Annotated in this window: 9 protein-coding genes; 4 read left to right on the forward strand and 5 right to left on the reverse strand. The window is 73.3% G+C overall.

Going from position 1 to position 14,590, the window contains the following annotated elements; all coding sequences use genetic code 11:
• Positions 1 to 408: 408 nt before the first annotated feature.
• Genes ACZ7DL_RS02295 through ACZ7DL_RS02305 form a run of 3 tightly spaced genes read right to left on the reverse strand, consistent with a single transcriptional unit; the run spans position 409 to position 5,527 of the window.
• Positions 409 to 1,764, reverse strand: coding sequence for a vWA domain-containing protein (locus ACZ7DL_RS02295; protein WP_470770753.1), 1,356 nt, complete (start codon positions 1,762 to 1,764; stop codon positions 409 to 411).
• On the reverse strand, positions 1,761 to 4,400 hold the full coding sequence (locus tag ACZ7DL_RS02300; protein WP_470770755.1) for a DUF5682 family protein: 2,640 nt from the start codon (positions 4,398 to 4,400) through the stop codon (positions 1,761 to 1,763). The genes ACZ7DL_RS02295 and ACZ7DL_RS02300 overlap by 4 nt, the downstream gene beginning before the upstream one ends.
• Positions 4,397 to 5,527, reverse strand: coding sequence for an ATP-binding protein (locus ACZ7DL_RS02305; protein WP_470770756.1), 1,131 nt, complete (start codon positions 5,525 to 5,527; stop codon positions 4,397 to 4,399). Before ACZ7DL_RS02305 ends, ACZ7DL_RS02300 begins: the two co-directional genes overlap by 4 nt.
• Positions 5,528 to 5,659: 132 nt before the next feature.
• Between ACZ7DL_RS02305 and ACZ7DL_RS02310 the strand changes: the two genes are divergently transcribed.
• The gene (locus ACZ7DL_RS02310; RefSeq protein WP_470770757.1) at positions 5,660 to 7,015 is read left to right on the forward strand and encodes an SWIM zinc finger family protein; all 1,356 of its coding nucleotides are present in this window, start codon (positions 5,660 to 5,662) and stop codon (positions 7,013 to 7,015) included.
• A gap of 62 nt (positions 7,016 to 7,077) precedes the next feature.
• Positions 7,078 to 8,757, forward strand: a complete 1,680-nt coding sequence (locus tag ACZ7DL_RS02315) for a DUF5691 domain-containing protein (protein ID WP_470770758.1) — start codon at positions 7,078 to 7,080, stop codon at positions 8,755 to 8,757.
• Here ACZ7DL_RS02315 and ACZ7DL_RS02320 read toward each other — a convergent pair.
• Positions 8,733 to 9,155 (reverse strand): cobalamin B12-binding domain-containing protein, encoded by a 423-nt coding sequence (locus ACZ7DL_RS02320; RefSeq protein ID WP_470771191.1) that lies wholly within the window; start codon positions 9,153 to 9,155, stop codon positions 8,733 to 8,735. The two genes, ACZ7DL_RS02315 and ACZ7DL_RS02320, sit on opposite strands and share 25 nt — an antisense overlap.
• 222 nt (positions 9,156 to 9,377) lie before the next feature.
• Here ACZ7DL_RS02320 and ACZ7DL_RS02325 point away from each other — a divergent pair, with 222 nt between their 5' ends.
• Entirely contained in the window at positions 9,378 to 10,229 is an 852-nt protein-coding gene (locus tag ACZ7DL_RS02325) for an esterase/lipase family protein (RefSeq protein WP_470770760.1), read from the forward strand.
• A gap of 243 nt (positions 10,230 to 10,472) precedes the next feature.
• Positions 10,473 to 11,966, forward strand: a complete 1,494-nt coding sequence (locus tag ACZ7DL_RS02330) for a M23 family metallopeptidase (protein WP_470770761.1) — start codon at positions 10,473 to 10,475, stop codon at positions 11,964 to 11,966.
• Between the two features lie 53 nt (positions 11,967 to 12,019).
• On the opposite strand, the gene pcrA is transcribed toward ACZ7DL_RS02330, so the two are convergent.
• A complete protein-coding gene (pcrA, locus tag ACZ7DL_RS02335) occupies positions 12,020 to 14,509 on the reverse strand; it encodes a DNA helicase PcrA (RefSeq protein ID WP_470770762.1) in 2,490 nt (829 codons plus the stop codon).
• Positions 14,510 to 14,590: the final 81 nt, after the last annotated feature.

Here is a 14,590-nt window from a genome sequence, read left to right on the forward strand (position 1 = left end):
TATCGCTGCTTGCGGGGGCCCCCTAAATCGCGGGTCACACCCGAGCGGTGATACCTGTCACATGATGCCGGAATTCCTGGCACGGCGTGCCGCCACATGGAGGGGTACGGGCGGTCTGCGAGACCTCACCGGGCTGGGGTTGACCCGGTGAGGCCCCCGGGCGGCCCCGGACGACCGGGGCCGGGGCGTTTGATCCCCACCCCAATGGGGACCACCCACCCCATCCGCGAGGCACCGCCCGGACGAGCCGACGGCTTTCGACCACCCGGGACCGGCCGCCCCGCGGAGTTGCTCCGGGCACGGGGCCCGACTGTCCACCGGGTGCCCTCGCGAGCCCGGTTCCACTCGCCTCTCCAGCCCTTCTCCGTCCTACCCGTTCCCCGCCCCGTTCGTTCGCCGGCTCAGCGGTCATGCCGTGTCCGGTATGGGCAGGGGCCGTTTCTCCAGCGCGGCGGCCATCACCTCGGGGAACAGGTCGGGCGTGCAGGCGAAGGCCGGTGCGCCGAGCGCGGCGAGCGCCACCGCGTGGTCGCGGTCGTACGCCGGTGCCCCCTCGTCCGACAGCGCGAGCAAGGCCACGAACTGCACCCCCGACGCCTTCATCGCCGCGACCCGCTTGAGCATCTCGTCGCGGATTCCGCCCTCGTAGAGGTCGCTGATCAATACGACGACGGTTTCGGCCGGGCGGGTGATCTGCGCCTGGCAGTAGGCGAGGGCCCGGTTGATGTCCGTGCCGCCGCCGAGCTGGGTACCGAAGAGGACGTCGACGGGGTCGTCCAGCTGATCGGTGAGGTCGACGACCGCCGTGTCGAAGACGACGAGCCGGGTGCTGATCGACCGCATGGAGGCGAGGACCGCCCCGAACACGGACGCGTACACCACGGACGCCGCCATCGACCCGGACTGGTCGATGCAGAGCACGACCTCCTTCTTCGCCGACCGCGCGGCCCGGCCGTAGCCGATGAGCCGTTCCGGTACGACCGTGCGGTGCTCGGGCAGGTAGTGCTTGAGGTTGGCCGCGATGGTGCGGTTCCAGTCGATGTCGTGGTGGCGCGGGCGGTGGATCCGCGCGCTGCGGTCCAGGGCGCCGGTCAGGGTCGCCCGGGTACGGGTGGCGAGCCGCTTCTCCAGGTCCTGGACCACCTTGCGGACGACCGCGCGGGCCGTCTCCCGGGTCGTCTCCGGCATCGCCTTGTGCAGCGAGAGCAACGTGCCGACCAGGTGCACGTCGGCCTCCACCGCCTCCAGCATCTCCGGCTCCAACAGCAGGGAGGCGAGGCCGAGCCGGTCGATGGCGTCGCGCTGCATGACCTGGACGACGGAGGACGGGAAGTAGCTGCGGATGTCGCCGAGCCAGCGCGCCACGGACGGCGCCGAGGCGCCGAGCCCCGCCGACCGGCCCCGGCCGCCCTGCGGTGTGTCGCTCCTGCCGTAGAGCGCCGCCAGCGTGCCGTCCATCGCCGCGTCCCGGCCGGACAGCACACATCCGGTACCGTCCGCCTGGTCCCCGCCGAGCACCAGCCGCCAGCGCCGCAACCGCTCCCGCGCCGGGTCGAGACCTTCCCCTGGCACGGGCCCGCCTGTCGAAGGCGCCGGCCCGCCCGACGGAGATGCCGTCCCGCCCGTGGTGGATGCCGACCTGCCTGCCGTGGATACCGGTGCACCCCCCGTGGATACCGGCCCGCCCGCCTCGGACACCGGCCCGCCCGTGGTGGATACCAGCCCGCCCGCCGTGGATACCGGCCCGCCCGTCGTGTCCGTCATGCGCCCACCCCCGCGAGGCTGTCGTCGTCCGTGGTGTCGTGCGTGGTGCTGTGCCTGGTGTCGTACATGGAGCCTGGGCTGGTGTCGGGCGGCGTGCCCTGCGGAGTGCCGTGCGGCCCGGCGTGAGCCGCGTCCAGGCCCAGCAACAGCCGCAGCACCGGGAGTACGGCGTCGGCGCGCCCGGTGTCGGGTGCGGCGGCGAAGCCGGGGATCGTGGCTGCTGCCCGGCCGGCGGCCCCGCCGGTGCGGTCCCCCGGGCCGCGCCGGACCAGTTCGCCGAGGGTTCTGCGTACACCGGGCTCGTAGGCCGCGAAGGTGCGCCGCAGCAAGGGCAGTACGTCCGTGAACGCCTCCGCCGGCACTCCGGTCAGCCAGCTGTCGAGCAGGCCGAGCAATCGCTCGTCGTGCACCAGCAGCAGGCCGCCCCCACCGCCGGCGAAGCCCTCGACCCAGGCGGCGGCAGCGGCGGGCGGCGTGCCCGGCGACAGCGCGAGCCCCATCAGCCTGGCCGCCTCCTCCGGCCGCAGCGCGCCGTCGTCCAGCAACAGCCGCACGGCCCGCCCCCGGATGACACCCGGCGCGGTGTCCCGCAGCGACAGCACCCGCAACACACCCCGCCACCGCTCCCGCAGCCCGCCCCCGTCACCGCGGTGCCCTGCGTGGTCCCGGGCGCCACGGTCCTGCCCGATGCCCGCGTCACCCCCGCTGCCTCCGTCCTTGCCGGTGCCCCCGTCATCACCCCCGTCTCCCGCAACCCCACCGGCCAGGCTCTCCGTCAGCAGCCCGACCGCCGTGTGCACCGCGTCCACATGGCCGCGCATCTCCTCCGCCGCGTCCGCGTCGAGGGCGGCGCAGGCCGGGGGCAGGCCGACGAAGACGCGTTCGGCGAGGCCCGCCGCGACGCCGGCCAGCGCGCCGGTGTCGGTGCCGCGCACGTCGCCGTAGCGCAGCGAGCGGACCAGGGCGGGCAGGGCCTGGGCGAGGTGGCCGACGTCGGTGTCCAGGGCCGCCCGGTCGGCGAGCACCCGCATGACCACGGGCAGCGCGTCCGGCAGGCCGGCCAGCAGGCACTGCTCGGCGAGCGCGGTGACGTCGGCGAGGGCGCGCGCCGCCACCGCGTCCGCCTCGGCCTTGGCCTGTGCCGCCGCCTGTACGGTCGTCCCCCACACGCCCGCCTCGGCGACCCGCACCGACAGTTCGGGCTCCCAGCGCAGCCGCCAGGTCTCCCGGAACGTGCCCGTGCTCCCCCGGGACCGGGACCGCTCCCCCCAGCCGACGCCGAGCAGCCGCAGCCGGTGCAGCAGCCTGCTGCGGCCGGCGTCGGTGTCCCCGCGCAGGTCGAGCTCCAGCTCACGCTCCAGCGCCTCGGGTTTGAGCCGCAGCGAGCGCTGCTGCCGGGCCAGGTCGCGCTGCAGCGGCACCGCGGGCGCCGACTCCGGGACCTCGCCGAGCACGTCCCCGACCACCAGCCGGTCGCGCACCAGCGCCAGCGGCACGTCCGATCCCTCGCACATCACCGCGCGCACCGCGTCGGTGGTCTCGCCGAGGCCGGGCAGCGGGCGGCCGCGCAGCGTCGCCAGGGCCTCGGCGAGCCGTACGGCCTCGATGACATGCGCGGAGGAGACGATCCGGTCCTCCTCCCGCAGCAGCCCGGCCACCCTGGTCAGCCACCGCTCGACCGGCCGGTCGGGGGCGTGGAACAGATGCGCGTACCACCCCGGCGAGTCGATGCCCGCGCCGTATCCGCCGGCCCGGGCGAGCCTGCGGTGGGTCCACGGCACCCAGGTCAGGTCGGTCCTGACCTTGGGCAGGCCCTTGAGCAACGCCCGATCGGCGGTGACGGTGGTCTTCTCGCGGAGCGCGGGCACATGCCAGGCCCCGCACACCACGGCCACCGCGTCCCCGGACTCCTTGCGCGCCTCCCGCAGCCGCAGCCGCATGTGCGCCTCGCGGACGAGATCCCGGGGGCGCCCGCCGGCGCCGTACCGCTCGCGCAGCGCGCCCATGGCCTCGGCCACTGCCGCGAACGGCGCGAAGGGGTCGCCGGTGCCCGGCCCCCGGTGTTCGACGACGTCCTCCCACCAGCGCTCGGGATCGTCGTATCCGGCCGCCTCGGCGAGCACGGCGAGCGGGTCGACGCGGAGCTGGTCGCCGTCGGAGACCGGACCGGATTCCGAAGCGCCGCCCCCGCCCCCGCCGCCACCGCCGTCTCCGTCGCCATCGCCGCTCATGTCCCCGTCGCCGTCGCCGTCGCCGTCGGGAGTGGACGCACGCGATTCCTCCGTCCACGCGAGCGTGTGCGTGGCCGGCAGGTCGATGAACCGGGCCGGGACGCCGTGCTCCAGGGCCCAGCGGATGGCCACCCACTCGGGGCTGAACTCGGCGAACGGCCAGAAGGCCGAGCGGCCGGGCTCGTCCACGGCGTGGGCGAGCAGAGCGACCGGGGGTCGCAGGCCCGGGTCGGCGGCCAGCGGGATCAGCGCGTCCGCCTCGGGCGGCCCCTCGATCAGCACGGCCGCCGGGCGCGCGGCGTCCAGCGCGGCCCGTACCGCGCGCGCGGAACCGGGCCCGTGGTGCCGCACCCCGAGCAGCAGCGGCCCGGAGGCGTACGCCGCGCTGCCGCCGGTACCGGTCATGCGCTCACCTCCCGGCAGGCGCGGTAGAAGTCGGTCCAGCCCTCGCGCTCGCGGACGACCGTCTCCAGGTATTCCTGCCAGATGACCCGGTCGGCCGCCGGGTCGCGGACGACGGCCCCGAGGATGCCGGCAGCGACGTCTCCCGGGCGCAGCACGCCGTCGCCGAAGTGAGTGGCGAGCGCCAGGCCATTGGTGACGACGGAGATCGCCTCCGCCGTGGACAGGGTGCCGCTGGGCGACTTCAGCTTCGTACGGCCGTCGGCGGTGACGCCGTCGCGCAGCTCACGGAAGACAGTGACGACCCGGCGGATCTCGTCGATGCCGTCGGGCGCGGCCGGCAGGTCGAGGGAGCGGCCGAGCTGCTCGACCCGGCGGGTGACGATGTCGACCTCGGCGTCGGCGCTCTCAGGCAGCGGCAGCACCACGGTGTTGAAGCGGCGGCGCAGCGCGCTGGAGAGGTCGTTGACCCCGCGGTCGCGGTCGTTGGCGGTGGCGATCAGGTTGAAGCCGCGGACCGCCTGGACCTCTTCGCCCAGCTCGGGGATGGGCAGGGTCTTCTCGGACAGGATGGTGATCAGCGTGTCCTGCACATCGGCCGGGATACGGGTCAGCTCCTCCACGCGGGCCGTCATGCCCTCGGCCATGGCGCGCATGACGGGGCTGGGTACGAGGGCGTCGCGGCTCGGGCCGTGGGCGAGGAGCTGTGCGTAGTTCCAGCCGTACCGGATCGCCTCCTCCGGGGTGCCGGCCGTGCCCTGCACGAGCAGCGTCGAATCACCGCTGACCGCGGCGGCCAGGTGCTCCGACACCCAGGTCTTGGCGGTGCCGGGCACGCCGAGCAGGAGCAGGGCGCGGTCGGTGGCGAGGGTGGTGACGGCTACTTCGATGAGGCGGCGCGGTCCCACGTACTTCGGTGTGATCACCGTGCCGTCCGGCAGGGTGCCGCCGAGCAGGTACGTCGCCACCGCCCACGGCGACAGCTTCCAGCGGGCCGGGCGCGGGCGGTCGTCCTGCGCGGCGAGCGCGGCGAGTTCGGCCGCGAAGGCGTGCTCGGCATGCGGTCGCAACGCCTGTGCGTTCTCTGCGCGGTCGGGTTCGGCGGTCGTCGGTCGCACGGACACAGTCATGGCTGAGGCCCCCTCCAGCTCGGCCGGTTCGGATCTGGCATCCACCGTGCACCACGCCACTGACAATCGCTCCGACCTGCACAGACGTGCTCGCCGGGCCGATTGTCAGTGGTGGGGCCTACCGTCGGTGACATGACTGAGCAGGGGGTGCGCTGGACCGCGGAGCAGGTGCTGGCACTGGCGCCTGACGCCGCGTCACGCAAGGCGGGGAGCAAACTCGGCGCGGCGGGGCCGTGGTCCGAGACGGGGAGCGGAGAGGGGACGGTGTGGGGGCTGTGCAAGGGCAGTGGCAGCAGGCCGTACCAGACGGTGGTGGACCTGTCCGACGCGGCCGGTCCGGCATTCAAGTGCAGTTGTCCGAGTCGTAAGTTCCCGTGCAAGCACGCGCTCGGTCTGCTTCTGCTGTGGTCGGGCGACGACGGCGCGGTGCCGGCCTCCGCGCAGCCGCCGGACTGGGCCGGGCAGTGGCTCGCGGGCCGGCGCAGCCGCGCCGAGACCAAGCGGACACGGGCCGAAGGGGGTTCCACGGCCGGGCCCGCCGACCCGGAGGCCGCCCGGCGGCGGGCCGAGCGCCGGGCCGAGCGGGTGACGGCGGGCGCGACGGAGCTGGAGCAGCGACTGGCGGACCTGCTGCGCGGCGGCTTGGCCGCCGCCGAGCAGGCGGGGTACGGGCTGTGGGACGAGACGGCGGCCCGCATGGTCGACGCCCAGGCGCCCGGACTCGCGGCCCGGGTAAGGGAGTTGGGGTCGATCCCGGCGTCCGGAGCAGGCTGGCCGGCGCGGCTGCTGGAGGAGTGCGCCCTGCTGCATCTGCTCGATCAGGGCTGGCTGCGCCGCGACGCGCTGCCGGACCCGCTCGCGGCCACGGTCCGATCCCGGCTCGGCCTGCCCGCCGCGCCGGACGGCCCGCCGGAGCGCGACCGCTGGCTGGTCCTCGCCCAGTACGACTCGGTGGATCCGAAACTGACGACGCGCCGGATATGGCTGCACGGCGCCGGATCCGGCCGGACCCGGCTGCTGCTGTCCTACGGCGCGGCGGGCCGGGCACCGGAGCTGTCCCTGCCGGTCGGCGTGGCCTTGGACGCGGAACTGACGGCGTATCCAGGCGCCGGTCAGCGCCGGGCCGCGCTGGGCGAGCGGTTCGCCCCGCCGGCACCGGCCGCGTTCCGCCCGCCGGGGGTGACCACCGCCGAGGCGGCGGCCCGGTACGGCGAGGCGCTGCGCGACGACCCCTGGCTGGACTCGGTCCCGGTCACCCTGGGCCGGGTGGTTCCGATCCCGGACGGCGACCAGTGGCAGCTGGCCGACGCCGACACGGACGCGGCCCTGCCGCTGTCCCGGACGGCCCGCTCCCGGCCCGGCCTGTGGCGGCTGGTCGCCCTGTCCGGCGGCGCTCCCGTCACGGTCTTCGGCGAGTGCGGCCACCGCGGTTTCACCCCGCTCACCGCCTGGCCGGAGGGAGCGGGCGAGGCGGTACCGCTGTGCTGACCGGCCGTACGGACACCCGCGGGGACGCCCAGGCAGGCGCAGGAAGAGAGGAAGGCAACGGGATGAACGGGGCACCGCCCAGCCGGAACACCACAGCGCCGGATAGCTCCTGGGAAGAGCTGGTCACCACCGCGCTCCTCGGCACCGACCGGCGCGCCCCGGCGCACGGCGCACCCGGCCGCGCGGCGCCGGTCGCGCTGCTCGACGCGGCCGCCGTGGCGACCGTACGGCGCCGGGCCGGGCTGCGGCCCGCGCCGGCGGCACAGCGGCCGGAGCGGGCGCCCGCCGACCCGCGCCCGGCCCTGCCCGCGGCGGCGGCACACAGGCTCACCACCCTGTTGGCCGACCGGTCCGGCGGTGCGTCCGGCGGCCGGCGGGGCAGTTCCCCGGACCTCATGGAGCTGCTTCCGCAGTGGCTCGCGGCGGCCAACGCGCACGGGTACGCGGCGCCTCCGCAGGCGCTGCCGGCCCTGCTCGACGCGGCCCGGGGCCGTACGGACCTGCGCCCGGCGGCCCTGGCGTTCGCGGGCCCGCGCGCGCTGTGGCTGGCCCGGCTGAACCCGGACTGGCGGTTCGCGCTGCGCGCGGCCCCGGGCGGCGGCGCGACGCTGCCCGATCCGAAGGACACCGAGGCGGTGCGGCGGCTGTGGCAGGAGGGGCTGTTCGCCGAGCGTGCCGCGCTGCTGGGCGCGCTGCGCTCCCGTACGCCCGCGCTGGGGCGCGAGCTGCTGGCGTCGACCTGGGCGACGGAGCGGGCGGAGGACCGGCTGATGTTCCTCGACTCGCTGCGCACCGGGCTGTCGGACGCGGACGAGCCGTTCCTGGAAGAGGCGTTGGGCGACCGCAGCCGCAATGTCCGGGCCACGGCGGCGGAACTGCTGTCGGCGCTGCCGGGTTCGGCGCTCTCCGAGCGGATGGCCGTACGGGCCATGGCGTGCGTGGCGCTGGACCGTACGGGAGACTCGCCGGCGATCGTCGTGGAGGCCCCGCACGAATGTGATCCCGGCATGGAGCGGGACGGCGTGGTGCCCACACCACCCGCAGGCCGAGGCGAACGGTCCTGGTGGATGGGGCAGTTGGTGGAGGCCGCACCACTCGGCACCTGGCCCGAGCGGCTCGGCGGGCGGACGGCCGAGGAGATCGTGGCGCTGGCGGTGACGGACGGCTGGCAGGGCGAACTCCACGCGGCCTGGTGCCGGGCGGCGGTACGGCAGCGGGACTCCGCGTGGTCACGGGCGCTGCTCGGCTCGCCGTCGGCACCGGAGGCGGGCGGACCGGGCGCGGTGTCCCTGGCCGAGCGGGCGAAGCTGCTGGCCGCGCTGGAACCGGCCGAACGGGCCGCGTGGGTGGCCGGGTTCATCGCGACACACGGCCTGTCGGAGGCGTTCCAGCTGCTCGGCGTGTGCGCCGTGCCGTGGGCTCCGGCCCTGGGCCGTGCGGTCGTGGACGCCCTCAACATCGCCCGCGATGCGGGCAGTTACCCGTGGAGCTTCAGCGGGGTGATGGGGCTGGCCGAGCGCTGCCTGGACCCGGCGGAGACGGTCCGACTGGAGGCGCTGCTGGCGATACCCGACGAGCGGGAGGACGCCGCGCCGGGCGCCGGCGGGTACTGGGCGGAGGCATTCCAGCGGCTGGTCACCACGCTGCGGCTGCGGGCGGCGATGACGCGGGAACTGGCCCCGCCCACACCGCCCACCGAACCGCCGGCGGCCGCCGATCAGCCCCCGGAAGCGGCCGGCTGACGGACGTTCTCCCGGACCCAGTCCACGATCGAGGTGGTCGTCGCACCCGGGGTGAAGATCGCCGCGACGCCCTTCTCCCTCAGCAGCGGGATGTCCTCTTCCGGGATGATGCCGCCGCCGAAAACCAGGATGTCCTCGGCCTCCCGCTCCTTGAGCAAGTCGATGACCGCGGCGAACAGCGTGTTGTGGGCACCGGAGAGGATGGACAGGCCGATCGCGTCGGCGTCCTCCTGGATGGCGGTGTCGACGATCTGCTCCGGCGTCTGGTGGAGCCCGGTGTAGATGACCTCCATGCCTGCGTCACGCAGGGCGCGCGCGATGACCTTGGCCCCACGATCGTGGCCGTCGAGCCCCGGCTTGGCGACCACCACGCGGATCGGACCGGCTGCCACACCCATCACTGCCTCCATCAAGCGACCACGGAAGCGATCGCTTCCGTCCGTATCGACAAGTACCGCACTTTTGGCGCGTTCCGCCACCGTCGCGAAGTGAACGAACGTTATCTCCAGCATCCCGCAACGGGCAGTTTTACGGCGCGCAGCGAGGGGGAAATCACATGGTGGGACATGAGGGCACACGGGGGTCGAGCCGTCCTCCGGCGTGCCGACAGGAGGTCGGCCATGAAGGTCACCTGGGTAATGCCGCTCTTTCTCCCGCTCTGCCGCCGCCTGTGGCCGGGCAGACTGGCCGGACTGTCGATGACACTGCTCAGGGCGACCGCCCTGGAGGCCGCGATCCTTGCCGGCCACCTCCTGCTGTACCCGACCGGCCTCGTCCAGGAACGCCGTTCCGGGGACCGGCCCGCTACGGACGGCACTCCCCGGCTGCCGGTGCCTCCCGGCCCGCCGGTCGTGCTGCTGCACGGCTTCATCGACAACCGCTCCGTGTTCGTCCTGCTCCGCCGCAGCCTCGCCCAGCACGGCAGACAGCGCATCGAGTCGCTCAACTACTCTCCGCTGACCTGTGACATACGCATCGCTGCCGAGCTGCTCGGCCGGCACATCGAGGAGATCTGCGAGCGCACCGGCAGCGCGCGGGTCGACATCGTGGGGCACAGCCTCGGCGGCCTGATCGCGCGCTACTACGCTCAGTGCCTCGGTGGTGACCTGCGGGTGCGCACGCTGGTCACGCTCGGCACCCCGCACGCGGGGACCCGGGTGGCACCGCTGGCGGACGCGCATCCGATCGTGCGGCAGATGCGGCCCGGTTCGGCGGTGATCGAGGAGCTGGCCCGGCCCGCGCCCGGCTGCCGGACCCGGTTCGTGAGCTTCTGGAGCGACTTGGACTCGCTGATGGACCCGCTGGAGACGGCCTGCCTGGAGCACGCCGATCTCGACGCGCAGAATGTCCGGGTGACCGGCATCGGCCATCTCGCCCTGCCCGTGCATCCCGCGGTGGCGGCCGGGATATGCGAGGCCCTCGACACCCCGCACCCCGAGGACCGGGTCGACGACGGCCTGACGGTGGCCTGAGGCCGGCCGCAGTCACGGCAGCACTCGGCGGTCACAGCCCGCACACAGCTGACACATCGCCACTCGACATCGAACACTCTTCGAACGCCAGGCCAAACTCGCGTCCGGGCTCCCCCGAAACACGGCCGAATGCCCGTTTCCGGCCCACGCGAAACCGGCGGAAGATTGTCGCGCCCAGGTACTGCCGGGTACAGTCGCCGCACTGCTCTGGCAGCCCCTGTTGTCGAGGCGAAAGAGAAGTTGGTGAACGACCGTCACCCGTCGGGGAGCATGACCACCCCGGCCCCGGCTTCCGACGCCTCCACCGCGCACTACGCGTCGTACGGCGCACAGGAAGTCCACTACGACGACCTCACCACGTACGGCGGTTACGACGCCACCGGTTTTACCGGCGGTGACCGAAGCAGCACGGCCTTCGACACCGACCCGCTCTTCGGCAGCCTTCCGGGCAACGAGCAGACCACCGGCGCGTACGACACCACGCAGTGGCAGACGAACACCGGCCAGACCCCGCACTACGACCCGTACGCGGCCCAGCACCTCGCCGCCTACGACTCCGGCGCCTACGACAGCACCGCCTGGACCGTCCCAGGGCAGGCCACCGGGAACGGCGTCAGCGGCCAGTGGGACACGAACGCCTGGCTCCAGCCCGACCAGTCCGGGACCGCCGAGCCCACCCAGCAGTGGGAGTGGGGCACTCAGACCTTCGACACGGGCGCGTACGACGCCACGCAGTGGAACTCCGCCGGACCGGCCATGGCGGCGGAGCCCGAGCAGGGTGGCGAACCGTTCGATCAGCAGGCCACCGCGACGTTCGAGGCGATGGGAGACCCGCAGACGTTCGAGCAGGGGGCGTACGACGACGCCGCCTTCGACGCGGACCCCTCGGGCGAGAGCGAGCCGGAGACCACCGGCGAACTGCCCGCCGTGACCGACCTGCTGGACGGTCAGGAAGAGATCATTCCGGCGCCGGCGACCCGCGCGGGCTCGCGCAGCGCGGCCCGCTCGCGGCGCCGTACGCCCGCCAAGCGCTCCGCGCTGCTGACCGTCGCCGTTCCCTCGGCCTGTGTCATGGGCGTCGCCGGGATCGCCGCCGCCTCGGTCGGGGCGCTCGCCGACGACTCCAAGGACACCTCCGCCACCGCCGCGGACGCGCAGCCGGTCAAGCCGGCGGTCGCCAACAGCAAGCTGGACACCCAGCTCAAGACCCTCTCCGCCGGCGCCGACGACTTCGCCGACCGGGCGAGCCGTACCCAGGAGCGGATCGACCTCAAGGCGCAGCAGGAGCTGGAGAAGAAGAAGGCGGCCGCGGAGGCCGCCCTCAAGGAGCGGCTGCGCCCGAAGTTCGCGCTGCCGGTCGCACAGCACGGGCTCAGCGCCTACTACGGCCAGGCGGGCATCAACTGGATGTCCGTGCACACGGGCATCGACTTCCCGGTCTCCTACGGCACCACGGTGATGGCCGCCACCGACGGCACCGTCACCACCAAGTGGAACAGCGCCTACGGCAACATGCTGATCCTGACGGCGAAGGACGGCACGGAGACCTGGTACTGCCACCTCTCCAGCTACCGCGTCGCCTCCGGTACGGCCGTCAAGGCCGGCCAGCCGATCGCCTACTCCGGCAACTCCGGCAACTCCACCGGTCCGCACCTGCATTTCGAGGTACGACCGGCGGGCGGCGCCGCCATAGACCCGCTGCCGTGGCTGCGCAGTCACGGGCTGGACCCGACGTAACCACGCAGGACATCGTCGACAAGGGGCCCCCGTCCGGCGAGGGCCCCTTCGGTTTACAGCTTCTCCACCGGTGCGTACCGCAGCAGCAGCCGCTTCGGCTTGGCGTCGCCGAAGTCGATCGTCGCCTCCGCGTTCGCGCCCGTGCCCTTCACCGCGACGACCGTGCCGAGGCCGAACTGGTCGTGCGTGACCCGGTCCCCGACGGTCAGTGCGACCACCGGCTTCTCCGCCGTGCGCCGCGTGGCGAACCCGGACGCGCCCGACGCCGAGGAGCGTGAACGGGTCGAGGACAGCGAGGCCGCGATCCCGGACGCCGGCCCGGAGGACACCGGTGCCGCCGCTCCCGTCCGCTTCCACTCCACATGGGCGGGCGGGATCTCCTCGAGGAAGCGGGAGGGCGGGTTGTACGACGGCTGGCCCCAGGCGCTGCGCATCGCCGAGCGCGTGAGGTACAGCCGCTCCCGCGCGCGCGTGATGCCGACGTACGCCAGGCGCCGCTCCTCCTCCAGCTCCTTCGTCTGGCCGAGGGCGCGCATGTGCGGGAAGACGCCGTCCTCCATGCCGGTGAGGAACACGACCGGGAACTCCAGGCCCTTGGCGGTGTGCAGGGTCATCAGCGTGATGACGCCGTCGCCGTCCTCCTCGTCGGGGATCTGGTCGGAGTCGGCGACCAGGGCCACCTGCTCCAGGAAGTCGGCGAGTGTGCTCTGCTCGCCCTCGCCGCGCTCCTGCTCGAACTCCAGGGCAACGGCCGCGAGTTCCTGGAGGTTCTCGATCCGGGTCTCGTCCTGCGGGTCGGTGGATGCCTGCAATTCGGCCAGGTAGCCGGTGCGTTCGAGGACCGCTTCGAGGACGGTGGCCGGTCCGGCGCCGGACTCCACGATGGTGCGCAGGTCTTCCATCAGCGTGTTGAACCGCTTGACCGCGTTCGTGGAGCGCGCGGCCATGCCGTACGCCTCGTCCACGCGCTTCAGGGCCTGCGGGAAGCTGATCTTCTCGCGCTGGGAGAGCGCGTCGATCATCGCCTCCGCGCGGTCGCCGATGCCCCGCTTGGGCACGTTGAGGATGCGGCGCAGCGGCACAGAGTCCTCGGGGTTGGCGAGGACCCGCAGGTAGGCGAGGACGTCCCGGACCTCCTTGCGCTCGTAGAAGCGGACACCGCCGACGACCTTGTAGGGCAGGCCGACGCGGATGAAGACCTCTTCGAAGACACGGGACTGGGCGTTGGTGCGGTAGAAGACGGCGACGTCTCCCGCGCGTGCCTTGCCGGCGTCGACCAGGCGGTCTATCTCGTCGGCGACGAACTGGGCCTCGTCGTGCTCGGTGTCCGCGACGTACCCGACGATCCCGGCGCCCTGCCCGGCGTTGGTCCACAGGTTCTTCGGGCGGCGGGACTCGTTGCGCTCGATGACCGCGTTGGCGGCGGACAGGATGGTCTGCGTGGAGCGGTAGTTCTGCTCCAGCAGGATCGTCGTCGCGTCCGGGTAGTCCTCCTCGAACTGGAGGATGTTGCGGATCGTCGCACCCCGGAAGGCATAGATCGACTGGTCCGCGTCACCCACGACGCAGAGTTCGGCGGGCGGGAGGTCGTACTCGCCGGGCGGGGTGTCGACGTCCTCGGCGGCACGCTCGCCCGTGCCGACCAGCTCGCGGACGAGGGCGTACTGGGCGTGGTTGGTGTCCTGGTACTCGTCGACCAGGACGTGCCGGAAACGGCGGCGGTAGTGCTCGGCGACGTCGGGGAAGGCGCGCAGCAGGTTGACCGTCGTCATGATCAGGTCGTCGAAGTCCAGCGCGTTCGCCTCGCGCAGCCGCGACTGGTACAGCGCGTAGGCCTGGGCGAGGGTCTTCTCGAAGCCGTCGGTGGCCTGGGCGGCGAAGTCCTCCTCGTCGATCAGCTCGTTCTTCAGGTTGCTGATCTTGGCGCTGAAGGACTTGGGCGGGAAGCGCTTCGGGTCGAGGTCCAGGTCGCGGCAGACCAGGGCCATCAGGCGCTTGCTGTCGGCCGCGTCGTAGATCGAGAACGACGACGTGAAGCCCAGCTTCTTCGACTCACGGCGCAGGATCCGCACGCACGCGCTGTGGAAGGTCATCACCCACATCGCGTGGGCGCGCGGGCCGACGAGCTGCTCGACCCGCTCCTTCATCTCGCCCGCGGCCTTGTTGGTGAAGGTGATCGCGAGGATCTGGCCCGGGTGCACGTTCCGCTCGGCGAGCAGGTGGGCGATGCGGTGGGTGAGCACGCGGGTCTTGCCGGAGCCGGCGCCGGCGACGATGAGCAGCGGGGAGCCGGCGTGCACGACCGCGGCGCGCTGGTTGTCGTTCAGCCCCTCCAGGAGCGCCGCCGAGTCGATCACCGGGCGCGGAGCGCCGTCGCGGTAGTACGCGTCCCGGTCCGGCGGCACGTCGAACTTCCCGCCGAACAGATCGTCCGGAATCGACTCCGGAGCGTGATCGTCCTCGGGCGGCGGTGGGGGTTCCTCCTGGTGCCCGCGAGGGGTCTGGAGGTCCGCCAGGAAGCTGTCGTCAAAGAGGCTGCTCATCGCTCTCCGAGTCTAGGGCGCCCCACCGACAACCGGTCGCCGTCCCCGGAACATGACCGGTTTCCAGAAGGGCCGATCTTC

Source organism: Streptomyces sp. NPDC036984, assembly GCF_055607665.1.